The following is a 21,290-nucleotide window of genomic DNA, read 5'->3' as shown; positions in this document are numbered from 1 at the left end:
CCGGCCGTTCCGGCACCTGCACGAGGCCGCCGCGGATCGCCAGCGGCTCCCGGGTCAGGGCCTCCCCGTCCTGCCAGATCCAGTGGGTGTCGATCGCCGTGACCTTGCCCGGGGCCGCCGCGGCCGCGTGCGTGAACATGGCGAGCGACACGTCGAAGTGGTTGTTCGAGTGCGAGCCCCAGGTCAGGCCGTGATCACGGCAGAGTTGGGCCACCCGGACCGAGCCGGAGGATGGATGCCGCCTAATTGCGCCCGGGCGGCGGGTCGGGCCGTCGTTGGTTCGGCAGTTCCGGTCTTGGCAGGGGTGGAGGGTCTCAGCGGCGATCGCCGATCAGCGCCTTCAGCTCGACCTGTTCGGCGGCGTCGAGCTGGATAAGCCTGATGCGGCGACCGGCAAACGCGCCGCGTTCGTGCGCGGCGCGCATAGCCCCAGGCCGATTTGACCCACTCATCTCCGGACGCTCGCGCGGTACTTTGGATCCTATCCAAGGTGCTCGTGTTGCCTCGGGCATTCCGCTATCGATGGACGGTCCCTGGCCCGCCATCTCCCGCAACAGGCTCGGAGACCATGATGGGACGACCTGGAGACCTCGATATGAGTCGACGTGACATGGTCGCCGGCGCGACCGCCGCCGCAGCCCTCACCACGCTTCCGTCCGGCGCCCGTGCCGGATCCGCCGCCGCCGACAAGCCGGTGATGGCGAAGGTCGGACTGACCGTGAACGGGCAGCGGCGCGAGCTCGAACTCGACATCCGCACCAGCCTGCTCGACGCCGCGCGCGAGCACCTGCACCTGACCGGCTCCAAGAAAGGCTGCGACCACGGCCAGTGTGGCGCCTGCACGATGATCGTCGACGGCCGGCGCATCAACGCCTGCCTGACCTTGGCCGTGATGCATCAGGGATCCGAGATCACCACCATCGAGGGGCTCGGGCAGCCGGACAACCTGCATCCGATGCAGGCCGCGTTCATCAAGCATGACGGCTACCAGTGCGGCTACTGCACCCCGGGTCAGATCTGCTCGGGCGTCGCCGTGCTCGCCGAGATCAAGGCCGGCATCCCGAGCCACGTCACCGCCGACCTGAATGCACCGACCGAGGTGAGCGAGGCCGAGATCCGCGAGCGCATGAGCGGCAACATCTGCCGCTGCGGGGCTTATTCCAACATCGTCGAGGCGATGACCGAAGTCGCCGGGAGGCAGGCATGAGGTCCTTCACCTACGAGCGTCCGAGCACGCCCGCCGAGGCGGCCGCTGCGGTCACCGGCACGCCGGAGGCCAAGTTCATCGCCGGCGGGACCAACCTCCTCGACCTGATGAAGCTGCAGATCGAGACCCCGGCCCACCTCGTCGACGTGAACGGGCTCGGTCTCGACCGGATCGAGGCGACCCCGGAGGGCGGCCTGCGCATCGGTGCGCTGGTGCGCAACACCGACCTCGCCGCCGACGCGCGGGTGCGGAAGGATTACGGGGTGTTGTCGCGCGCCCTGCTCGCGGGCGCCTCGGGCCAGCTGCGCAACAAGGCGACGACCGCCGGCAACCTGCTTCAGCGGACCCGCTGCCCGTACTTCTACGACACCGCCCAGGCCTGCAATAAGCGCCAGCCCGGCAGCGGCTGCTCGGCCCTCGACGGAGTCAGCCGGCAACTCGCGGTCATCGGCGGCAGCGACGCCTGCATCGCGACGCATCCGGGCGACATGGCCGTGGCGATGCGCGTCCTCGACGCCACCGTCGAGACCGTCGACGCCCAGGGCACCCAGCGCAAGATCCCGATCGCGGAGTTCCACCGCCTGCCCGGCGACGAGCCCGAGATCGACACGACGCTCAAGACCGGCGAGCTCATCACCGCGGTGACGCTGCCCAAGCCGGTGGCCGGCACGCATATCTATCGCAAGGTCCGGGACCGGGCCTCCTACGCCTATGCCCTGGTCTCGGTGGCGGCCATCCTCGGCAAGGACGGGTCCGGGCACGTGGCCTTCGGCGGGGTGGCGCACAAACCCTGGCGGGTCGAAGCGGCGGAGGCCGATCTGCCGCGCGGCGCCAAGGCGGTGACCGACACGGTCTTCGCCGGGGCCAAGCCCACCCATGAGAATGCCTACAAGCTGAAGCTCGCCGAGCGGACCCTCGGTGCGGCGCTCAACCAAGCGAGGGCCTGAGCCATGAAGTTCGACACCCCCGCCGGCCAGAACCCCATCGACCAGCTCAAGGTCGTGGGCAAGCCGACCGAGCGGATCGACGGCAAGTACAAGACCACCGGCACCGCGGCCTATGCCTACGAGCGCCACGACGTCGTGCCGAACCAGGCCTACGGCTACGTGCTCGGCGCCGGCATCAGCAAGGGGCGCGTCCGTGCGATCCATGTCGAGGACGCGAAGCGCGCCCCCGGCGTGCTGGCCGTCGTCACCACCCTGGAGACCCCGCGGCTCGAACGCGGCATGATGAACACCGCCTACTTGTTCGGCGGCGACACGGTCCAGCACTACCATCAGGCCATCGCGGTGGTGGTAGCCGAGACCTTCGAGCAGGCGCGGGCGGCCGCCTTCCTGGTCACGGTCGACTACGCCGCCGAGGCCGGCAAGTTCGACCTCGCGGTTGAGGCGAAGGGCGCACCGCCCGTCCCGAGCGACAGCGGCGAGGGCAGCGGCGGCGATGGCGAGGAGCGGGTCGGCGACTTCGAGGGCGCCTTCGCGCAGGCGCCGGTCACCCTCGACGAGACCTACAGCACCGCCGACGAGAGCCACGCGATGATGGAGCCCCACGCCACCGTGGCGGCCTGGGACGGCGACAAGCTCACGCTCTGGACCTCGAACCAGATGATCGCCTGGGGCCACGGCAGCATCGCCAAGATCCTGGGGATCCCCAAGGAGAACGTCCGGATCGATTCGCCCTACGTGGGCGGCGGTTTCGGCGGCAAGCTGTTCGTGCGCGCCGATGCGGTTCTCGCCGCGCTCGGCGCCAAGGCGGCCGGGCGTCCGGTGAAGGTGGCGCTGACCCGCCCGCTGATCGCCAACAACACCACGCACCGGCCCGCCACGATCCAGCGCGTGCGCATCGGCGCGACCAAGGACGGCACGATCACGGCCATCGCCCACGAGAGCACCTCCGGGAACCTCCCCGATGGCGATCCGGAGACGGCGGTGAGCCAGACCAAGCTCCTGTATGCCGGCGCCAACCGCCTGACCGCGATGAAGCTCGCCCATCTCGACCTGCCCGAGGGCAATGCGATGCGCGCGCCCGGAGAAGCGCCCGGCCTGATGGTGCTTGAGGTCGCCATGGACGAGATGGCCGAGAAGCTGGGTCTCGACCCGGTCGCGTTCCGGATCCGCAACGACACCCAGGTCGATCCGCAGGCGCCGGAGCGCCCGTTCTCCCACCGCGACCTCGTCGGGTGCCTCAGGCTCGGCGCGGACACGTTCGGCTGGGCCAAGCGCAACCCGAGGCCCGGCCAGGTCCGGGACGGTCAGTGGCTCGTCGGCATCGGGATGGCCGCCGCCTTCCGCAACAACATGGTCCTGAAATCCGGCGCGCGGGTGCGCCTGGACGGTTCCGGCACGGTGACGGTCGAGACCGACATGACCGATATCGGCACCGGCAGCTACACCATCATCGCCCAGACCGCCGCCGAGATGATGGGCCTGCCCCTCGACAAGATCGTGGTGCGGTTGGGCGACTCGGACTTCCCGGTCTCCTCGGGATCGGGGGGGCAGTTCGGGGCCAACTCGTCGACGGCCGGCGTCTACGCCGCCTGCGTGAAGCTCCGGGAGGCGGTGGCGCAGCGGCTCGGCATCAACTCGGCGGACGCCGTGTTCGCCGATGGGGAGGTGCGCGCCGGGAACCGTGCCGTGCCCCTCGGCGAGGCTGCCGCCCAGGGCGCTCTGTCCGCCGAGGACACCATCGAGTTCGGCGACCTCTCCAAGAAGCAGCAGCAATCGACCTTCGGCGCTCACTTCGTCGAGGTCGGGGTCGATGCGGATACGGCCGAGATCCGGGTGCGGCGCATGCTGGCGGTCTGTGCGGCCGGGCGCATCCTCAACCCGAAATCGGCCCGCAGCCAGGTCATCGGCGGCATGACCATGGGCACCGGGGCAGCCCTGATGGAAGAGCTTGCCGTCGACACGAAGCGCGGCTTCTTCGCCAACCACGACCTCGCCGGCTACGAGGTGCCGGTCCATGCCGACATCCCGCACCAGGAGGTGATCTTCCTCGACGAGGTCGACCCGATGTCGTCGCCGATGAAGGCCAAGGGCGTGGGCGAGCTCGGCATCTGCGGCGTCGGCGCGGCGGTGGCGAATGCGGTCTACAATGCCACCGGGATCCGCGTGCGGGACTATCCGCTCACCCTGGACAAGTTCCTCGAACGCATGCCGGACGCGGCCTGAGCGGGGCCGGATGACGGGTCGGTTCCGAATCTGACACGTCGATGCTCGGATGGGATGGGTCGCCGCCTTGCGAGGCGACCCATTTCCATTTCAGGCTCTTCGCAGCCCGATCTTCGGCCCCGGGATCGATGCGACCGGCGTGCCGTGCCGGCGCTCATCATGCCGATCGCCGGGTTCGGCCCTCGCTTCAGGGGCCCCCGGAGCGGGCCTATGAGCCCGCTTCACCTATGGCAGTCGCGTCGACGAGGAGGCAGGGCCGGCACGGTTGCAGATCAGGCCGCCTGCCTGAGCTTCTCACGCAAGGCACTGGGTAACGCGGCCAGCCACGCGTCTTCCTCGCCCGGTTCCGGCAGGACGTGGCCGAACTCCAGGACGCCCAGCGCCGGGATGTCCGAGATGTAGACCCAGACGTCCTGGTCCGAGATGCCGAGGATCCCGCTCGTCTCTGCCATGATGCGCCGGAGCATCCTGGCCTTCTGCTCCCGGGTACGGCCCGCCCGGATATCGGCGCGCACCCAGACGTGATCGGGAGAGGCCGGCTCGCCGCCGATGAAGATCGACCCGGGCTCGACCCTGTTGAAGATGACCTGCACGAAGTAGCGCGGCGCGCCCGCCTCGACCGCATGGATCTCCGTGATGCTGGCGACGATCCCGGCGCGCTGTTCGGCCGTGAGGTCCCTCGCGGTCGAGATGACATAGGTCGGCATCGGCGTTCTCCCTGTCCTTGGGCGCTCGGCATGACGGCCGGTGCGCCTCACGCGTCCAAACCGGCCCTCAGCCTCTGCGAGGCCCACCGACTGGTGAAACCAAGGTCGGAGCGCCCCGCACTGTTCCTTACGGGGCCGACACCGGCACCCGGCATCCCCGCAAAGGGCCGCCTAGAGGCTCGGATGCAGGTCGCGAACCGGGCTCAGCGTCTCAAGCAGCGCGGCGACCTGCAGGATCGTCGACTCGGCCTGCCAGCTGGCCACGACCTGGACGTTGATCGGCAGTCCCTCCTTGCTCGTCCCGAACCGCATCGACAGGCCGGGCAGGCCGGTGACGTTCAGCGGCACGGTCGCGCCCTGGAGGTAGGTGGCGTCGACGGTTTGGCCGTTGATGACGAACGTGGTGACGCCGTGCTTGTGGGCCGGGATGGGCAGCACCGGCGTGATCAGCGCGTCGTAGCGCCGGAAGTACGCGGCGTAGCCGTCCCGCAGCCGCTCCGCCGCCTGTTCGGCCGCGATGTAGTCGTCCATCGACGTGTCGGGGAGTGCCAGCATGGTCTTGGCCATCGTGTAGAGCTCGTCCCGGCGTCGACCGGCGGTCGCCTCCCGGAAGGCCGGCTTCATCTCCATGACGTGGAGCTTGTTGAACACGTCGAGGGCGAAATCGCGCTCCAGCGCCGGGATGCGCACGGCCTCCACGAGGCAGCCCGCGCCCTTGAGGGCTTCGGCCGCCGCCTGGACGGTCGCGGCGACCTCGGGATCGATCGGGCCGAAGCCGGGCTCGACCAGCCAGCCCACCCGCAGCGGACGGCCGGGCGCGGTGCCCAGACCGGCATCGGCGGCGACGGTGCGGGAGGCGTAGCCGTCTTCGCCGTCCGGGCCGGACAGCAGCGAGAAGGCCAGCGCGAGGTCGCGGATCGAGCGCGCCATCGGGCCGACATGCCAGAAGCGCCGCGGCGCGCGGGGCCAGATCCCCGTCATCGGCACCCGGCCGTGGGTCGCCTTGAGCGAGACGATGCCGGTCTGCGCGGCCGGACCCCGGACCGAGATGGCGAGGTCGGTCCCGAGACCGAGCGGCGACATGCCCGCCGCGATGGCCGCCGATTCCCCACCGCTCGATCCGCCGGGCGTGCGTTCCAGGTCCCACGGGTTGTTCGACCGGCCCGAGAGCAGGTTGTCGCTCTCGATCCAGTAGGAGAATTCCGGCAGGTTCGTCTTCGCCAGCAGGATCGCCCCGGCTTCCTTCAGGCGGGCGACGCTCGTGGCATCCGCCTCGGGGACGCGGCCCTTGAAGATCGGCGACCCGCGCTGGGTCGGGACGCCGGCGGTGTCGATCGAATCCTTCACGGTGAACGGCACCCCGTGCAGGGGCCCGAGCGCGCCGCCGGCCAGAACCGCGGCCTCGGCCGCGCGGGCATCGTCGAGTGCCCGCTCCGCCACGGTGACGATGGCGTTGACCTTGGGATCGACCGCCGCGATGCGGTCGAGATGCGCCTGCACGACCTCCACCGGCGAGACCTGGCGGGTGCGGATCAGTTCGGCGAGTCGGGTCGCGTCCGAGAAGAGGATGTCGGTGGCCATGGGTCGGTGTCCTTCGCGATGCGTTTCGGGGGGGAGCACCGACCCGGGGCCGGTCTCCAACCGCACGGAGGCGCGGGCGGAGGTGCTCGGGGACGGCTTGGGAAAAAGGCTTGGAGACGGGACGGCTCGGAGGTGGTCAGCCGTTCGCGCGATGCGCGAGGAGACGCTCGGCGGCGGGTCCGGACGAGGCCGGGTTCTGGCCGGTGATCAGCAGCCCGTCGGCCACCACGTAGGGCGCCCAGTCGTCGCCCCTGGAGAACCGGCCACCGTTCCGGCGGAGCGCGTCCTCGACCAGGAAGGGAACCACCTGGGTGAGGCCCACGGCCTCCTCCTCGGTGTTCGTGAACCCGGTCACCGCCTTGCCCTGGACGAGGGGCGTCCCATCGGGGGCCTTCGCGTGGCGGAGGACACCGGGGGCATGGCAGACGAGGGCGACGGGCTTGCCGGCGCCGAGCGTCGTCTCGATCAGCCGGATCGAGGCCGGATCCTCGGCGAGGTCCCAGAGCGGACCGTGCCCCCCCGGATAGAACACGGCGTCGAACGGCTCATGGGTGAGGCCATCGAGCCGGGTCGTGTTCGCCAGCGCTGATAGGGCTTCCCCATCCGCCTCGAACCGGCGCGTCGCGTCGGTCTGGGAAGCCGGCTCGCTGCTCTTCGGGTCCAGCGGCGGTCGGCCCCCCAGGGGCGAGGCCAGCACGATCTCCGCACCCGCATCCTTGAACACGTAATAGGGGGCGGCAAGCTCCTCCAGCCAGAAGCCGGTCTTCCGGCCCGTGTCGCCGAGGCTGTCGTGGGAGGTCAGCACCATCAGGATCTTCATCGTCGCTCTCCGTGGTTTCCAGGATTGATCGGGTTGGGATGACGGGCGTCGGGTCGTTTGCGGAAAGACGGGGCGGCGTTACTGCGCCTTCGACGGGCGCTCCGCGATCTGCTCGCGTGCCGGCCTCGTCGCCACCGACCGGATTTCCGGGTTCGCGCGGCGGATCTCCTCGGCCCTGGCCATGCGGACGGCGCCGATGGATTCCAGGGTGATCCTCTCCTGCGCCGAGGCAGCGGGGGGCCCAATCAGGGCCGCCCCCAACCCGGCGATGCCGAGGGAGGGGAGGGCAAACGTTGTCGTGCGGTACGGCATGAGCTTTCTCCTTGTTGAATTCCCGGTTCCTCGCCGGCCTCGGCAAGGTGTGGTTGATCGCCTTTGAGTAGACCAGTCGTCTTTTATTCGAGCACAAGCGTGCAAGGTCTGGCTGCCTCCGTCTTGCCGCGCGTCAGCGTGAGGACAGGCCGAGGATCTGTCGTGTCGTCGCCATCGCTGCCTCGAACGGTGCGTCGGTCCGCACGATCTTCGCCATCAGGCTCGCGCCGAGCCAGACGTGATAGAGCGTCTCAGCGGTCGTATGCGGCTCGCCGGCAACGGTGAGCGAGCCCTCCGCGACGCCCGCTTCGATCGCCCGGGCCAGCCGCTCGATGATCCCGGCGGTCCCGCCCTTGAGGGCGAGGCGCATGGTTTCGGACAGGTCCGAGACTTCCGCGGCGAGCTTCACCGCCAGGCACTTGCGCTGGTAGTCGACGCTGCCCTGCGTCGCCTGCCATTTCCGCCAGTAGTTCATCAGGCGCTCGGCATGGCTCAGGCCTGGCTCGGCGAGAGTCGTGTCGAGATCGGCCAGATAGGTCTCGAAGTAGTCGTCGAGCAGTGCCTCGCCGAAAGCCTCCTTCGAGCCGAAATAGTGGTAGAATGACCCCTTCGGCACCCCGGCCGTAGCCAGGATCTCGTTGAGCCCCACGCCGGAAAACCCCTTCGCCCCCACCAGACCATAGGCGGTGTCGAGGATCTCCTGCCGGGTGTCGGTATGTGCGTTCAGGCGTGCCATGACGCTGAGATAGACCCGATTAGACCGGTCGTCTAGTGGGCGGGCGCATATTTTTGGCCTGCGATCCGAAATGGACTGCAGGTGACCCCGCGTTCGATGCACCTCCGCTCGCCGGACCGATCCGCCGCGCAGCGGCCGTCCGCCCGCCCTGTCCCGTGCCCCTCAGGTCGTCGGGACCACCCGAGCATCGGCCCCCAGGGTGTCGCGCACCCAGCGGAACGCACCGTTGGCGGCCGGTACGCCGGCGTAGATCGCGATCTGGAGGAGCAGCGACTGCAACTCCTCTAGATCGACACCGTTGGCGAGCGCGGGGCGGATATGGAGCTTGAACTCCTCCTCGTGCCCGAGGGCGACCATCAGCGCCAGGGTCACGAGCGAGCGCGTCTTCCAGGGCAGGCGCGGGTCGCCCCAGACCTCGCCCCACGCGGTCCGGGTGATGAAATCCTGCCACGGCCCGGCGAAGGGGCCCGCTGCGGCGAGCGAGCGTTCCACATGCGCCTCGCCGAGGACGGCCTTGCGGTTGGCGAGACCGGTCTCGAACGGCACCGCTCCGGCCGACGCGGTTGCGCCCCGATGGCGGTCGAGGAAGCCCAGCAGATGGGCTGCCGCCGCCTCCGGGTGCTCGACCGCCAACAGGTGTGCGGCCCGCGGAATCAGGACCAGCTCCGCCTGGGGGATGCCCGCACAGATCTCCTCGGCCATCGCCGGCGGCGTCGCCGGGTCGTCCCGCCCGGCGATCACCAGCGTCGGCGCCGTGATCCGGCCGAGCACCGGCCTCAGGTCCATCCGCCCGATCGCCCCGCAGGCGACCGCGTAGCCGGCCCGATCGCAGGCCGCGAACGCCTCCCGGATCGGCGCCACCACCGTCGGCGCCCGCTCGGCGAAGCCGGGCGTGAACCAGCGCCCGAGCGTCGCGTCGACGATCGCCGCCGTGCCCTGCGCCCGCACCGTGGCGGCACGCTCGTTCCAGCTCGCCTCGCTCGGCATGTAGGCGGCGGTCGCCATCAGGGTCAGGCTCAAGACCCGGTCCGGCGCCGCGGCGGCCAGAGCTTGCACCGTCATGCCGCCGAGCGAGAGCCCGACGAGATGAGCGCGGTCGATGCCGAGCCCGTCGAGCAACCCCAAGAGGTCGCCCGCGAGGTCCGCGATCTCGGCGGGCGCATCGCGGGTGGCGGAGGCGCCGTGGCCGCGTGTGTCGTAGCGCAGCACCCGGTAGCGCCCGCGCAAGGCGGCGGCGACGCCTTCCCACATCGCCCGGGTCGTGCCGAGCGAGTTCGAGAACGCGACCACCGGCGCGCCGCTCGGGCCGGTGAGATCGTAGGCGATGTCGAGGCCGTTGACGGGGATCAGGGGCATGTCGGCTCCGGGGTCGAAGGGGTGAGGCGGGCGGCGAGCCGGTCGAGCTGCGCCAGCGCCCGATTGGTCGCGGCGGCGGCGGCCGCGACTGGACGGTCGATGTCGAAGGCGCGGTCGAGATCGACGCCGTGCGTCTCCGGCATCCCGGCCAGGACGCTGCGCAGGTCGCGGCCGGTGTCGCGGACCTCTCCGGCCGCGCGCTCCACCAGGGCGTGGGCCGCCCCGGCGCCGAGCGTCCGGGCGCAGGCCGCGGCGGCCGCGTCGGCGAAGAGCAGGCCGCGGGTGAGGTCGAGATTGGCGGCCATGCGGTCCGGTGCGATCACCAGGCCCTCGGCGAGGGCGCGCGCCTCGCGCAGCGCGCCCGAGGCGAGGCCGAAGAGCTGCGGCAGGGCGTGCCACTCGGCATGCCAGGGGCCAGCCGCGCGCTCGTGGGCGCTCGCCATCGCGTCGAGCAACGTGGCCGCATGGCCCTTGGATGCGCCGAAGGCGGCGAGGATCACCGTGGCCGAGACCGGGTTGCGCTTGTGCGGCATCGCCGAGGAGCCGCCCCGGCCCGGCACGTGCGGCTCCGACACCTCGCCGACCTCCGTCGAAGCGAGGTGGGCGACGTCGCCGGCGAACTTCGCCAGGCTGCCGAGCAGCCGTGCCAGCCAGGCGCCGGCCTCGGCGATGCGGGCCCGGCGGCTGTGCCAGGCCACCGTTTCGGGGGCGAGGCCGAGATGCGCGGCGTAGGACAGAGCCACCGCCTCCGCCTGCCCACCGAGGCCCGCCAGCGTACCGACCGGGCCGCCGAGCGAGGCGGTCAGCAAGCGCGCGCTTAGATCCGGCAAGTGCGAAAAAACCTCGGCGAGGCCGAGCGCCCAGGTCGCGGCTTTGTAGCCGAAGCTGATCGGCGCCGCGTGCTGGCCGTAGGTGCGCCCGGCGCAGGGTGTGGCGCGATGCGCCTCCGCGATCCGCCGGAGGCCGGCGAGCACGGCGGCGCTCTCGGCCGCGATCAGGTCGAGGCCGTCGCGCATCTGCAGGACCAGGGCGGTGTCGGCGATGTCCTGGGTCGTGGCGCCCTTGTGGAAGCCCGCTTCCAGATCGGCCGGCAGCAGCTTGCGCACGGCTGCCACGAAGGGGATCACCGGCACGCCCGCGAGCGCGGTGCCGGCGCCGAGGGCCTCCAGGTCGAGCGCCGCGGGCGTGAGCGCGTCGAGGGCGTCGGCGAGCGCGGCCGGCACGAGGCCGGCCTCCGCTTCCGCTCGCGCCAGGGCCGCCTCGGCCCGCAGCATCGCGGCGAGGCGCGCTTCGTCGGAGAACACGGCGCGCATCGCCGCGGTGGCGAAGAGAGGCCCGAGCAGGCCGGAATCGAGGGCTGAGAAGGTCATAGGTCGAAGAACACGGTCTCGCCGTCGCCGCTCAGGACGATATCGAACCGGTAGGTCGGCGGATCCTCACCGACGCGGGGCGCGACCAGGGTCTGCCGACGCGCCTCGGGAACGAGAGCGAGGATCGGATCCTCTTCATTCGCGTCGGCATCGGCGAAGTAGACGCGCGTGACGAGCCGCTTGAGCAGGCCGCGCCCGAACACGCCGACGGCGATGTGGGGGGCCTGCCAGCGGTTCCCGCCGACCTGGAGCGGCACCGGGCCCGGCTTGACCGTGAGGAACCGGAAGGTGCCCTCGGCGCTGACCGCCGCCCGGCCGAATCCGATGAACCCGGGGTCGAGCGCCACATCCGCGCGGTCGTCGGCCGCCCCGTGATAGCGCCCGGCGGCGTTGGCCCCCCAGATCTCGATCATCGCGTCGGGGACCGGCCGGCCCTCACCGTCGCGCACCGTGCCGACGAGGGCGATGGCCTCCCCCCGCACAGGCCCGCGCGGCGGCGCGCGATGGAGGACGTCGTGCTCCTCCGGGAACAGGTCGGTGCGCGCACCGATGTCGCTGCCGCCGACGAGGTCGGCGCCGCCCTTCCAGGGCAGGCCGTAATGGAAGAACGGGCCGACCGTCTGCCAGGGCGTCTGGCCGAACAGGGCCGGATCCTGGTTGTCGGGCCGCTGGTCCGGATTGCGGGGCAGGCCGATGGGATCGTCGGTCATCTCAGGGCTCCCAGGGCGTCGCGTCGCGCCCGCGCAGAACGATGTCGAAGACGTAGCCGAGGGCGTGGTTCGGCTCGGTCGTGTCGATGTCGAACCGCGCCACCAGCCGGTTGCGGTAGGGCAGCGGCACGGCGTTGGCGATCGGATCGATCTCGATGAGCGGGTCGTCAGGGAAGTAGAGCTGGGTCACCAGGCGGGTCGCGAAGGCGGGGCCGAGCAGCGAGAGGTGGATATGGGCCGGCCGCCAGGCGTTGCGATGGTTGCCCCACGGATAGGCGCCGGGCCGGATCGTGGTGAAGCGGTAGCGGCCCTGCGCGTCGGTGACCACGCGGCCCGTGCCGGTGAAGTTCGGATCGAGGGGGGCGTTCCACTGGTCGTTGCGGTGGATGTAGCGCCCGGCGGCGTTGGCCTGCCAGATCTCCACGACGGTGTCGGGCACCGGTCGGGCGTCCTCGTCGAGGACCCGGCCGGAGACGATGATCCGCTGCCCGATCGCCTCGCCCGGGCCGCGCGCGTGGCGGGTGAGGTCGGCGAGCGCCGGCCCCATCAGCGCCTCCCAGGCGCCGGCCGGCCCGGTGATCTCCGTGAGCGTCTGCGGCACGCGCACCAGCGGCTGGCGCGGGCTGCGCAACGCCGTCGAGCGATAGGGCGGGAACAGCGAGGGCGGCTGGCCCGGATCCTCGGCTCTGTAGGGTCTGGCATCCGGCATGAGGATCCTCCTGTCCGGCGGGTGGCGTGAGGGGTGACGTATGGTGGTCAGTGGCCGAGCGCTTCGGCCGGCTTGGGGGCCGCACCGCCCGGGCGACCGCCGGCGAGGCGCTTGACGACGATGGCCAGGGTGGCGATCGCGGCCGGGATCGCCACGACCGCGAAGGTCGCGCTCAGGCTCCAGTCGGATAAGCCCCCGACGAGGAAGGAACCGGCGATGCCGCCGAAGCGGCCGAGCCCCAGCATCCAGGCCACGCCGGTGGCCCGTCCCCGCGTCGGGTAGAAGGCCGCCGCGAGGGCGGGGAGCGAGGATTGCGCCATGTTCATCAGGGTGCCGGCGACCAGCACCGCCGGGATCAGCAGGCCGAGATGCCCGACCGCCTGCCCGATCAGCGCGACCGCGAGTGCGGTCAGCGCGAAGGTCGTCGCCACCACGATGTCGGCGTCGAGCCGGTCCATCAGCGCGCCCAGCAGGACGGCGCCGATGCCGCCCAGCGGGAACAGGGCCGCGATCAGGGCCGCCGAGCGCGGATCGAGCCCGGTCTCGCGAAAGAGGATCGGCATCCAGTTGACCAGGGCGTAGAAGATCGTGAGGCCGCAGAAATAGGTGATCCACAGCATCACCGAGCCGAGACCGTAGGCCGGCGAGAGGACGAGGCGCAGACCGCCCGGCCCGTCCGGGGCGGCTCCGCTGGGCGTCGCTTCGCCGAGGGTGTAGCGGCCGGCGGGGGCGACGCCGGGCACGACCCGCCGCAGGATCGCCGCCACGCGCTCCGCCGGCGCCCCGTGGGCCACGAGGTGGCGGATCGATTCCGGCAGGAGCGCGCCGAGCAGCAGGGCCAGCAGCAGGGGCGCGACGCCGCCCAGGATCAGGACGCTGCGCCAGCCGAAGGCCGGGATCATCCAGGCGGCCAGGAAGCCGCCGAACGCCGCCCCGAGCGGGAAGCCGGAGAACATCAGATTGATCAGGAGCGCCCGGCGGCGGGCCGGGACGTACTCGCTGGTCAGCGTCACGGCGTTCGGCATCGCCGCCCCTAGGCCGAGGCCGGTCAGGAACCGCAGGATGCAGAGCCATGTGATGTCCGTCGCGAACGCGGAGGCGAGGCAGGCAGCCCCGAGCTCCGCGACCGCGGCGACCAGGACGGCCTTGCGACCGTAGCGGTCGGCCACGGGGCCGGCCGCGAGCGCCCCCAGCGCGAGGCCGAACAGGGCGGCGCTGAGCACCGGTGCCAGCGCCCCGCGCGGCACGCCCCACTCGGCCATGAGCGAGGGCGCGACGTAGCCGATCGCGGCGGTGTCGAACCCGTCGAGCAGCACGATCAGGAAGCACAGGCCGAAGGTCAGGCGTTGCAGGCCCGAGACCGGGCTCGCGTCGATCAGGGCCGGCACGTCGGTGGCCGGTGCCATATCGCGGATCATGGGTTCGCGGATCATGGGCGCGCCTCCAGCGAGAGCCGTCCGGCGTCCGGATCGAGCGGCAGGCCGATGTAGTTTTCGGCGAACGCCGTCTGGGCCGCGCGCGAGGTCCGCAGATAGGCGAATTCGGCCACCTGCATGCGGCGGTCGAAGCCGGTCGCCTCTGGGAAGCGGTGGGTCAGCCCGGTGAACCACCAGGAGAAGCGCTCGGCCTTCCAGACCCGTGCGAGCGCCCGCGCCGAGTAGCCGTCGAGGCCGGATCGTTCATTCCGGGCGTAAAAGCCCTCCAAGGCTTCGGCCAGCATGAGCACGTCCGACACGGCGAGGTTCATGCCCTTCGCGCCGGTGGGCGGCACGCTATGGGCGGCATCGCCCGCCAGGAACAGGCGGCCATATTGCATCGGCTCGCCGACGAAGCTGCGCAGCGGCGCGATGCTCTTCTCGAAGGCCGGCCCGCGCACGACGCCTGCGGCGGTCTCGGGCCCGAGGCGCAGGCACAGCTCGTCCCAGAAGCGCGCATCCGGCCAATCCTCGATGCGCGCGTCGATCCCGCACTGGATGTAGTAGCGGCTGCGCGTCGGCGAGCGCATGCTCGACAGCGCGAAGCCGTTGGCATGGCTGGCATAGATCAGCTCGTGCGCCGCCGGCGGCACCTCGGCCAGGATGCCGAGCCAGCCGAACGGATAGACCCGCTCGAAGGTTTTTCGGATCGCCTCGGGGATGAATTGGCGGCAGATCCCGTGGGAGCCGTCGCAGCCGGCGACGACATCGCAGGCGAGATGCTGCGTGCCGGCAGCGGTCCGGTAGCTGACGGACGGGGATGCGCTGTCGATGTCGTGCAGTTGCACATCCGCCGCCTCGAAGACGATCGGCATCCCGTGCGTCTCGGCCGCGTCGAACAGATCGCGCATTACCTCCTGCTGGCCGTAGATCGTGACGGCGCCGCCGGTGAGGTCGGCCATGTCGATGCGAAAGGTCTCCCCGTCCAGGGCGAGAGTCGTGCCGGTATGCACGAGGCCCTCGGCGCGCAGACGCCGGTCGAGACCGAGCCGGGCGAGCGCCGCGACGGTGCCCTGCTCCAGCACCCCGGCCCGGACGCGGCCCTCGACGTAATCGCGCGTCCGGCGCTCGATCACCACGCTCGCGATGCCCGCCGCCCGCAAGAGATGCGCGAGGACGAGGCCCGCCGGCCCGGCGCCGACGATCGCCACCTGCGTTCGCATGTTTCCTCCGATTCGTGCCGATCTCTGACGGATCGGTCTCCGGCTTCATCCTGCCGCGGCGGGCGGCCCTTGGGGATGGAGACGCGTGCGATTCCCTTGTATTTTTGTGTCGATTCCGCCTCCGACGCACCGATGCCGAGACCCCTCGTCCCGCACTATTTCCTCTACGGCGAGCCGCCCCAGGCGCCCGACGATCGCTTCCTGCACGTCGAAGACCTGGACGATCGCAGTCGGGCTGCGGCGTGGCGGATCACGCCGCACGCCCATGCGGACCTGCACCAGGTGTTCCTGATCCGGCACGGGCATGGAACCGTGACCGCGGAGGGGGAGGCGACTGCGTTCGTGGCGCCCTGCGCGCTGATCATCCCGGCCGGCGTCGTGCACGGCCTCGTCTACGAGACGATCAGCGCCGGCCGGGTCGTTTCCGTCTCGGATACGTTCCTCCACGCGCTGACGCGCGAGGAGCAGGCCCTGTCGGGCCTGTTCGGTTCGGTGCGCAGCCTCGCGCTGTCGCCGCCGTGCCCGCTCGACGCCGCGATCGAGGCGCTCTGGGCCGAGCAATCCAGGGCGGCACCGGCCCGGAGCGCGGCCGTGGCAGCCCGTCTGACGCTGCTTCTCATCGAGATGGCGCAGCTGATGGACGAAGCCGGCACCGGCGCGCCGACGCAGCTCGCCGCCCAGACGCGGATCGTCGCCGGCTTCCGCAGGGAGGTCGAGAACAGCTTCCGGACCGGCATCGACCTCAAAACCTACTGCGACCGGCTCGGCACCACCCCGGGGCGCCTGCGCGCAGCCTGCCGGTCCGTCGCCGAGACCACGCCCGGCCAGCTCATCGCGGACCGGATTGTCCTCGAGGCCAAGCGCGGCCTACGCTACTCAACCCTGCCGGTCTCCGAGATCGCCTACGCGCTGGGCTTCCAGGATCCGGCCTATTTCTCCCGATACTTCGCCCGCGCAGTCGGCATGACCCCCTCGGCCTTCCGCAACGCCGCGTGAGCCCGCGCTGCTGGTCCCAAACAGGCGGCCGTCGCCATGGTGGCGAGGCCGTGTCAGGGCACGCACCGCCGTCGCGTCATGCGGCGACGGGCCTGACCACGACGTCCTCAACGTCGACAAGGGTCGCCATGACGCCGGACTGGATCCGAGCGAAGACCGCATCGAGATCGCCCGTGCTCTGCATCAGCACGGCGCAGGAGAGGGCGATGACGTGCGGAGTGCGGTCAGGCCCCTCGGCGAGGAACTCGCGGATCGCCTCGACCAGGGATGCGTTCGGGTCCTCCTCCGGCAGAGTGCTCAGGACATGCGCGCAATCCTGCCGCAGCGATGCCATCTCGGTGTCCACGACCGAAACCCAGTGCCGGGCCTGGTCATAGATGAGCCAGCGCACCGAGCCAGGAGCCACCGGGGCCAGTCCCGCGAGATAGCGCCGAGCGGCTGCGTCATCGAACATGCCATGGGCTTTAGCGCCGGCCCTCCGAAACGCCAACGCGTCGGATGGCCGGTTCGGACCGCCGCCCTGTTGCCGGCGCGGAACCCGGCCGGCATGGTGTCGGCCCCGGAACAGGCGAAGCGAGCGTGCGAGCCATGGGTTTGCTGGACGGATTGCTCGGCCATGGCAGCGAGGTCGATGCCGCATCCCTGGAGCGGCGGCTCGCGGGCATCCTGATCGACGGCGAGACGGCGCGCTTGGCGTTCAAGATCATCCGCGACGTGTTCGTGTTCACGGAGCGCCGGATCATCCTGATCGACGTGCAGGGCGTCACCGGCAGCAAGGTCGAATTCACCTCGATTCCCTACCGGGCGGTGGTCCGCTTCTCGGTGGAGACGGCCGGCACCTTCGACCTCGATGCCGAGCTCAAGATCTGGGTCTCGGGCACGCCCCAGCCTATCGAGCGCACCCTTAAGAAGGGGGCCGACGTGCGCGGCATCCAGCGCGCCCTGGCGGAGGGCGTGCTGCGCTAGTGGTCAAAATCTAACGGATGGAACCCGCCAACAACGTCCGAGAAGGGTGGAAAGCAATCATTCGCTCTTTTAAGGAAGATTATGTTCGAAGCTCTGTCTGTGCTCGTTGCGCCGCCGGTCCTGATCCTCGCATCCGCTATCGGACTGCGTTACAGATGGCCGGTTCTACCCACTGTCGCCTTCGACGGCGTTATAGTTGCTATGGCTGCGTATTTTCTCTACGGGGGAGTTCAACAGAGTTGCCGCATAAACGAAAGTGAGTGCATCGGCGCAACGGCTACCGCTTACATTACCTTGGTCTTCTGGTTTTTGGCAATTGGAGCACTAATTGTCAGCATTATCCTGACCATGAGAGAACGGCGTAAGCACACTGCACGCAGACCCTAACTGTCTGCCATGGGCCGGAAGTTGACCCAGAGCATGGGTTTGATCCGTCAGATTTCGACCACTAGAGCCTCGTCCCGACCGCCGGACGCCGGCTCACCGGGACGGCGCGCCGCTCCGCGATCCGACGGGAGCCATCGCCTCGAACACGCCGTCCCGGCGCACCAGCGCGTGGAACAGCGCCGCCGCGACATGGGTCAGCACCAGGGCGAAGAACGCGAAGGCGAGGTAGGAATGCGCGTTCCAGAGCAGCGTATGGAGCGCGGCGTTCTGCGGTAGGATCGCGGGCAGCCGGATGTCGCCGTAGAGCACGACCGGGTAGGCGCCGGCCGAGAGCATCGCCCATCCGAGCAGCGGCATCGCGAACATCAGCCCGTAGAGTCCGTAATGGGACAGGTGCGCGGCGAGCTTCATCGGGGCCGGCAGGTCGGCCGGCAGGGGCGGCGTCCCGCTTCGCGCCCGCACCGCCAGGCGGATCAGGGCGAGGACGAAGATCGCGACACCCAGGGTCTTATGGGTCGCGAGCAGCGGTACGTATGTCGGCATAATCGTCGAGACCATGCCGACCCCGATGAAGAACATCGCGATGATGCACACGGCCATCGACCAGTGCAGGAGCCTCTGGCCGCCTGTGAAACGCGTCCGGTCGGTCGTCATCGCCCCGCCTCCGAGGTGCGCTTGGAATAATCCTTCGCCTCCGCGGTGCGCAGGTCGTAGGATCGCGCGTAGGCCGCCGAGCGCGCCGCCGGAAACGGGTCGTCGGAGACCTTAATACCGTCCGGCAGGATCGTCGGATCGAAGTTGATGTCGCGGCACGGGCCGTCCGCCTCGGGCTCGATACGCTCGACCACCAGAGTGCCGGCCTCGACGCTGCGCCGTCCCTCCGGCCAGGCGCGGCTCGGATCCGCGGTCGGGTCGCCGGGATCGGCGAGAGTGAGGATCAGGCTCCAGCGCTGCGGCGCGGCCGCGACCCGCTCGGTGATCTCCCGCTCCAGATAGGCCGCGCCGCGCTTGCCGAGTTCGTCGGGCGTGATCCGCTCGGCCTGCGCCTGCGGGCGGAACGACCAGCGCACCGCCTGCTCGGCCCCAGATGCGTTGGTGAGCAGGAAGGCGTCGAGGCTGTTGTAGGGCTCCTGCGCGTAGCTCGCGGTCCAGTCGGGGCACTTGGCCCAGGCGCCGAACGGGGCGAAGTCCGGATGCGCGGCGACGAAGGCCGCCATGGCGTTGGGCTCCTTGCTCGCGGGAACCCGCAGGAGCTCGTAGAACGCTTCCGGGGTGGCGACCGGGAAGACCGGCGCGTTGATCATGGCGGCGCGCCACACAGCGCCATCGTCCGTGGCGATCTGCAGGCCTAAGCCCCGCACCCGGACGGTGGCGTCCGGCGCGCCGGGATCGGGTGTTCCGAGGTTGAACCGCCCCAGGGCCGGATGGCGCCCGGTTGCGAAGGCCTTGGCGCGTGAGAGCGCGGCACCGTTGCCGTTGGCCTCGAACACGCCCGTGAAGCAGATGCCCTTGGCGTGGTTGCGCCGGTACCCGGGAACCGGCCCCTTCGGCGGCGCGAGGGCGTCGACCAGCTTCGTCGGCGTCAGGCGGTCGGGCGAGAGCCAGCCCGCGGTGTAGGCGAACGCGCCGGTGGCGCCGGCGCAGACCGCCGCGATGACGGCGAGGGAGGCCAGGGTCGAGCGTGGCCCTGACGATGGCAGCGGCATGTGAAGGTCTCCCTTGGACGTCGCGCGGCGGCGGCCGCGGACGGCTTCGGCGCGGCGACGAACGATCCCGGTCCCGGACGGCGGCGGAGACCGGCTCCGCCCGCGTTCGAGGCCTCACAAGCTGCCAGAAATTTTGAATTCAGGAAAGCAAAGCTTCAGCGCGCTGCCGAATATGGGCCGCGGTCGCGAAAGGACGGGTTTTGGCCCGCGCCGCTCATGCGGCCCGTTGCGCGAGGTGCCGCGCGCGCACGGTGCCGTCGATGCTCCGGAGCGCCTGGAGAACCGCGCCCGCCTCCGGCAGCTGCACCGACGCGTCCACCACGACGTAGCCGAATTCCCCATCGGTCTGCAGGTACTGCGCATCGATGTTGAGCGCGCGACCCGAGAAGATCGCGTTGATCTTGCCGAGCACGCCCGGCACGTTCCGGTGCACGTGAAGGAAGCGCGCACCGGAGAGGCGCGGCGGCAATTGCACCTGCGGGAAGTTGACGGCGCCGAGGGTGGAACCGGTCTGCGCGTAATCGACCAGCTTGCGGGCGACCTCCGCGCCGATGCGGTCCTGCGCCTCCTCGGTCGATCCGCCGATATGCGGGGTGAGGATGACGTTCGGCAGCCCCTGAAGCGGCGACACGAAGCGCTCCGCATTGGATTTCGGCTCGACCGGAAACACGTCGATCGCCGCGCCGCCGAGACGCCCGTCCCGCAACGCCTGCGCCAGAGCCTCCAGATCCACCACCGTGCCGCGGCTGTTGTTGATCAGATAGGCCCCGGGCTTCATCGACCGGATGCGCTCCGCATTCATGAGCCCGTGCGTCGCCGGCGTCTCAGGGACGTGCAGGCTGACGACATCGCTGGAGGCGAGCAGGATCTCCAGGCTGTCCACGGGCTCGGTGTTCCCGTGCCGCAGCTTGTCGGTCAGGTCGTGGAAGATGACCCGCATGCCCATCGCTTCGGCGAGATTGGACAGCTGCGAGCCGATATTGCCGTAGCCGACGATCCCCAGCGTCTTGCCGCGGACCTCGAAGGATCCCGAAGCCGACTTGTCCCATCCGCCCTCGTGGGCGGAGGCCGAGCGCGGCAGGATGCGCCGGAGCAGCATGACGATCTCGCCGATCGTCAGTTCGGCGACGCTGCGCGTGTTCGAGAACGGCGCGTTGAAGACCGGCACTCCGCGCGCCCGGGCGCTCTCGAGATCGACCTGATTGGTGCCGACGCTGAAGCAGCCGATGGCGGTCAGGTTGGGCAACGCGTCGAGAAGCTCGGGGGTGATCTTCGTCCGCGAGCGGATCCCGAGCACGTTGGTGTCGGCGATGCGCGGCGCATCGGTGACGCCGATGGCGTGCGACAGCTGCTGCACAGCGTCGAGGCCCGCCTGCGCGAAGACCTGACGGGCCGTGGACGCGATGTTCTCGGTCAGGACGATACGATCCGTGGGCAAAACCGGTACCTCAGTGGACGGGAGGGCGCAGATTATCACGTTCCCGGCGCTTGGCTTCGCCGGCAATTGTCTTCCCATAGGCGACAGTGGTAGCTTATAGGATCACTGTGCTTCTCAGGTGTATGATCGCATTGATGTGATCGGTCTCGCTAAGATCGGCCGGTGGTGAAGGTATCGACGGGGTTTTGACGACTCAACGACGGCACAGATCCGCGCCCGCACCGTAACGCGGCGCCGGAAGAAGGACATGCCAAATATAGGTCTGGACGGGGCAGAGATTTTCAGCTTGGCCGTTTGATACGAAGAACACATTCTGTTGACCTGGGAGGTGGTTAGGCGAGAATGTCGCCGATGCCTCCTCGCGCTTTCTTCCGCAGCAAGACCCCTTTCGTCGGGCTCGACCGATGGCAGGATCGGGATTGCTGAAAGCAGCCGGTCGGGCATCGGCATCCCGGTTCTTCCCGCGCCGTCCGAGACCACG

General features: G+C 70.2%; 20 protein-coding genes and 1 pseudogene. 5 read left to right on the top strand and 16 right to left on the bottom strand.

Annotated elements, in window-relative coordinates:
• Positions 1 to 229 (bottom strand): annotated as a pseudogene (locus tag MKL20_RS25260) (enolase C-terminal domain-like protein); the annotation flags it as partial.
• Between the two features lie 342 nt (positions 230 to 571).
• Here MKL20_RS25260 and paoA point away from each other — a divergent pair.
• The 3 genes from paoA to paoC are packed head-to-tail and all read left to right on the top strand — an operon-like array spanning position 572 to position 4,377.
• Positions 572 to 1,207: an aldehyde dehydrogenase iron-sulfur subunit PaoA gene (gene paoA / locus MKL20_RS25255; protein ID WP_243968022.1), complete on the top strand. Its 636-nt coding sequence runs from the start codon at positions 572 to 574 to the stop codon at positions 1,205 to 1,207.
• On the top strand, positions 1,204 to 2,154 hold the full coding sequence (locus MKL20_RS25250) for an FAD binding domain-containing protein (protein WP_244038966.1): 951 nt from the start codon (positions 1,204 to 1,206) through the stop codon (positions 2,152 to 2,154). The genes paoA and MKL20_RS25250 overlap by 4 nt, the downstream gene beginning before the upstream one ends.
• 3 nt (positions 2,155 to 2,157) lie before the next feature.
• Positions 2,158 to 4,377 (top strand): aldehyde oxidoreductase molybdenum-binding subunit PaoC, encoded by a 2,220-nt coding sequence (gene paoC / locus MKL20_RS25245; protein ID WP_244038965.1) that lies wholly within the window; start codon positions 2,158 to 2,160, stop codon positions 4,375 to 4,377.
• Positions 4,378 to 4,649: 272 nt separating this feature from the next.
• Here the strand turns inward: paoC and MKL20_RS25240 are convergent, their stop codons facing one another.
• From MKL20_RS25240 to pobA, 11 genes are all read right to left on the bottom strand, one after another.
• Positions 4,650 to 5,084 (bottom strand): tautomerase family protein, encoded by a 435-nt coding sequence (locus MKL20_RS25240; RefSeq protein ID WP_244038964.1) that lies wholly within the window; start codon positions 5,082 to 5,084, stop codon positions 4,650 to 4,652.
• A gap of 171 nt (positions 5,085 to 5,255) precedes the next feature.
• On the bottom strand, positions 5,256 to 6,665 hold the full coding sequence (locus MKL20_RS25235; RefSeq protein WP_244038963.1) for an amidase: 1,410 nt from the start codon (positions 6,663 to 6,665) through the stop codon (positions 5,256 to 5,258).
• A gap of 136 nt (positions 6,666 to 6,801) precedes the next feature.
• On the bottom strand, positions 6,802 to 7,485 hold the full coding sequence (locus MKL20_RS25230) for a type 1 glutamine amidotransferase domain-containing protein (RefSeq protein ID WP_244038962.1): 684 nt from the start codon (positions 7,483 to 7,485) through the stop codon (positions 6,802 to 6,804).
• 78 nt (positions 7,486 to 7,563) lie between these two features.
• Complete coding sequence (locus tag MKL20_RS25225) at positions 7,564 to 7,797, bottom strand: hypothetical protein (protein WP_244038961.1); 234 nt, start codon at positions 7,795 to 7,797, stop codon at positions 7,564 to 7,566.
• Between the two features lie 133 nt (positions 7,798 to 7,930).
• Positions 7,931 to 8,533 (bottom strand): TetR/AcrR family transcriptional regulator, encoded by a 603-nt coding sequence (locus tag MKL20_RS25220; protein ID WP_243967861.1) that lies wholly within the window; start codon positions 8,531 to 8,533, stop codon positions 7,931 to 7,933.
• Between the two features lie 162 nt (positions 8,534 to 8,695).
• A complete protein-coding gene (gene pcaD, locus MKL20_RS25215; RefSeq protein ID WP_244038960.1) occupies positions 8,696 to 9,889 on the bottom strand; it encodes a 3-oxoadipate enol-lactonase in 1,194 nt (397 codons plus the stop codon).
• Positions 9,880 to 11,259 carry a lyase family protein gene (locus MKL20_RS25210; protein WP_244038959.1) on the bottom strand — a complete coding sequence of 460 codons (1,380 nt, stop codon included), beginning with the start codon at positions 11,257 to 11,259 and terminating at the stop codon, positions 9,880 to 9,882. The genes pcaD and MKL20_RS25210 overlap by 10 nt, the downstream gene beginning before the upstream one ends.
• A complete protein-coding gene (gene pcaG / locus MKL20_RS25205) occupies positions 11,256 to 11,969 on the bottom strand; it encodes a protocatechuate 3,4-dioxygenase subunit alpha (RefSeq protein WP_244038958.1) in 714 nt (237 codons plus the stop codon). The genes MKL20_RS25210 and pcaG overlap by 4 nt, the downstream gene beginning before the upstream one ends.
• Before the next feature lies 1 nt (position 11,970).
• A complete protein-coding gene (gene pcaH / locus MKL20_RS25200) occupies positions 11,971 to 12,678 on the bottom strand; it encodes a protocatechuate 3,4-dioxygenase subunit beta (protein WP_243967837.1) in 708 nt (235 codons plus the stop codon).
• Between the two features lie 47 nt (positions 12,679 to 12,725).
• Positions 12,726 to 14,111 carry an MFS transporter gene (locus MKL20_RS25195; RefSeq protein ID WP_244038957.1) on the bottom strand — a complete coding sequence of 462 codons (1,386 nt, stop codon included), beginning with the start codon at positions 14,109 to 14,111 and terminating at the stop codon, positions 12,726 to 12,728.
• The gene (gene pobA, locus MKL20_RS25190; RefSeq protein WP_244038956.1) at positions 14,108 to 15,316 is read right to left on the bottom strand and encodes a 4-hydroxybenzoate 3-monooxygenase; all 1,209 of its coding nucleotides are present in this window, start codon (positions 15,314 to 15,316) and stop codon (positions 14,108 to 14,110) included. The genes MKL20_RS25195 and pobA overlap by 4 nt, the downstream gene beginning before the upstream one ends.
• A gap of 132 nt (positions 15,317 to 15,448) precedes the next feature.
• Here pobA and MKL20_RS25185 point away from each other — a divergent pair, with 132 nt between their 5' ends.
• Positions 15,449 to 16,312 carry a helix-turn-helix domain-containing protein gene (locus MKL20_RS25185; RefSeq protein ID WP_244038955.1) on the top strand — a complete coding sequence of 288 codons (864 nt, stop codon included), beginning with the start codon at positions 15,449 to 15,451 and terminating at the stop codon, positions 16,310 to 16,312.
• A gap of 76 nt (positions 16,313 to 16,388) precedes the next feature.
• Here the strand turns inward: MKL20_RS25185 and MKL20_RS25180 are convergent, their stop codons facing one another.
• Positions 16,389 to 16,766 (bottom strand): hypothetical protein, encoded by a 378-nt coding sequence (locus MKL20_RS25180; protein WP_244038954.1) that lies wholly within the window; start codon positions 16,764 to 16,766, stop codon positions 16,389 to 16,391.
• Between the two features lie 134 nt (positions 16,767 to 16,900).
• On the opposite strand from MKL20_RS25180, the gene MKL20_RS25175 reads away from it, so the two are divergent.
• On the top strand, positions 16,901 to 17,278 hold the full coding sequence (locus tag MKL20_RS25175; RefSeq protein WP_091860741.1) for a PH domain-containing protein: 378 nt from the start codon (positions 16,901 to 16,903) through the stop codon (positions 17,276 to 17,278).
• A gap of 480 nt (positions 17,279 to 17,758) precedes the next feature.
• On the opposite strand, the gene MKL20_RS25170 is transcribed toward MKL20_RS25175, so the two are convergent.
• From MKL20_RS25170 to serA, 3 genes are all read right to left on the bottom strand, one after another.
• The gene (locus tag MKL20_RS25170) at positions 17,759 to 18,319 is read right to left on the bottom strand and encodes a cytochrome b (protein ID WP_244038953.1); all 561 of its coding nucleotides are present in this window, start codon (positions 18,317 to 18,319) and stop codon (positions 17,759 to 17,761) included.
• Complete coding sequence (locus MKL20_RS25165; protein ID WP_244038952.1) at positions 18,316 to 19,371, bottom strand: catalase family peroxidase; 1,056 nt, start codon at positions 19,369 to 19,371, stop codon at positions 18,316 to 18,318. Before MKL20_RS25165 ends, MKL20_RS25170 begins: the two co-directional genes overlap by 4 nt.
• Before the next feature lie 214 nt (positions 19,372 to 19,585).
• Positions 19,586 to 20,809 (bottom strand): phosphoglycerate dehydrogenase, encoded by a 1,224-nt coding sequence (gene serA / locus MKL20_RS25160; protein WP_244038951.1) that lies wholly within the window; start codon positions 20,807 to 20,809, stop codon positions 19,586 to 19,588.
• Positions 20,810 to 21,290 lie beyond the last annotated feature (481 nt).

Origin of the sequence: Methylobacterium sp. E-066 (genome assembly GCF_022829635.1) — a bacterium.
GTDB lineage: Bacteria > Pseudomonadota > Alphaproteobacteria > Rhizobiales > Beijerinckiaceae > Methylobacterium.
The sequence above is the reverse complement of the archived record's forward strand: the minus strand, read 5'-3'. Positions and strand labels throughout refer to the sequence as shown.

Coding starts and splice junctions, on each gene's coding strand:
- paoA (WP_243968022.1), top strand. CDS start 572: ATGGGACGACCTGGAGACCTCGATATGAGTCGACGTGACATGGTCGCC.
- MKL20_RS25250 (WP_244038966.1), top strand. CDS start 1,204: ATGAGGTCCTTCACCTACGAGCGTCCGAGCACGCCCGCCGAGGCGGCC.
- paoC (WP_244038965.1), top strand. CDS start 2,158: ATGAAGTTCGACACCCCCGCCGGCCAGAACCCCATCGACCAGCTCAAG.
- MKL20_RS25240 (WP_244038964.1), bottom strand. CDS start 5,084: ATGCCGACCTATGTCATCTCGACCGCGAGGGACCTCACGGCCGAACAG.
- MKL20_RS25235 (WP_244038963.1), bottom strand. CDS start 6,665: ATGGCCACCGACATCCTCTTCTCGGACGCGACCCGACTCGCCGAACTG.
- MKL20_RS25230 (WP_244038962.1), bottom strand. CDS start 7,485: ATGAAGATCCTGATGGTGCTGACCTCCCACGACAGCCTCGGCGACACG.
- MKL20_RS25225 (WP_244038961.1), bottom strand. CDS start 7,797: ATGCCGTACCGCACGACAACGTTTGCCCTCCCCTCCCTCGGCATCGCC.
- MKL20_RS25220 (WP_243967861.1), bottom strand. CDS start 8,533: ATGGCACGCCTGAACGCACATACCGACACCCGGCAGGAGATCCTCGAC.
- pcaD (WP_244038960.1), bottom strand. CDS start 9,889: ATGCCCCTGATCCCCGTCAACGGCCTCGACATCGCCTACGATCTCACC.
- MKL20_RS25210 (WP_244038959.1), bottom strand. CDS start 11,259: ATGACCTTCTCAGCCCTCGATTCCGGCCTGCTCGGGCCTCTCTTCGCC.
- pcaG (WP_244038958.1), bottom strand. CDS start 11,969: ATGACCGACGATCCCATCGGCCTGCCCCGCAATCCGGACCAGCGGCCC.
- pcaH (WP_243967837.1), bottom strand. CDS start 12,678: ATGCCGGATGCCAGACCCTACAGAGCCGAGGATCCGGGCCAGCCGCCC.
- MKL20_RS25195 (WP_244038957.1), bottom strand. CDS start 14,111: ATGATCCGCGAACCCATGATCCGCGATATGGCACCGGCCACCGACGTG.
- pobA (WP_244038956.1), bottom strand. CDS start 15,316: ATGCGAACGCAGGTGGCGATCGTCGGCGCCGGGCCGGCGGGCCTCGTC.
- MKL20_RS25185 (WP_244038955.1), top strand. CDS start 15,449: ATGCCGAGACCCCTCGTCCCGCACTATTTCCTCTACGGCGAGCCGCCC.
- MKL20_RS25180 (WP_244038954.1), bottom strand. CDS start 16,766: ATGTTCGATGACGCAGCCGCTCGGCGCTATCTCGCGGGACTGGCCCCG.
- MKL20_RS25175 (WP_091860741.1), top strand. CDS start 16,901: ATGGGTTTGCTGGACGGATTGCTCGGCCATGGCAGCGAGGTCGATGCC.
- MKL20_RS25170 (WP_244038953.1), bottom strand. CDS start 18,319: ATGACGACCGACCGGACGCGTTTCACAGGCGGCCAGAGGCTCCTGCAC.
- MKL20_RS25165 (WP_244038952.1), bottom strand. CDS start 19,371: ATGCCGCTGCCATCGTCAGGGCCACGCTCGACCCTGGCCTCCCTCGCC.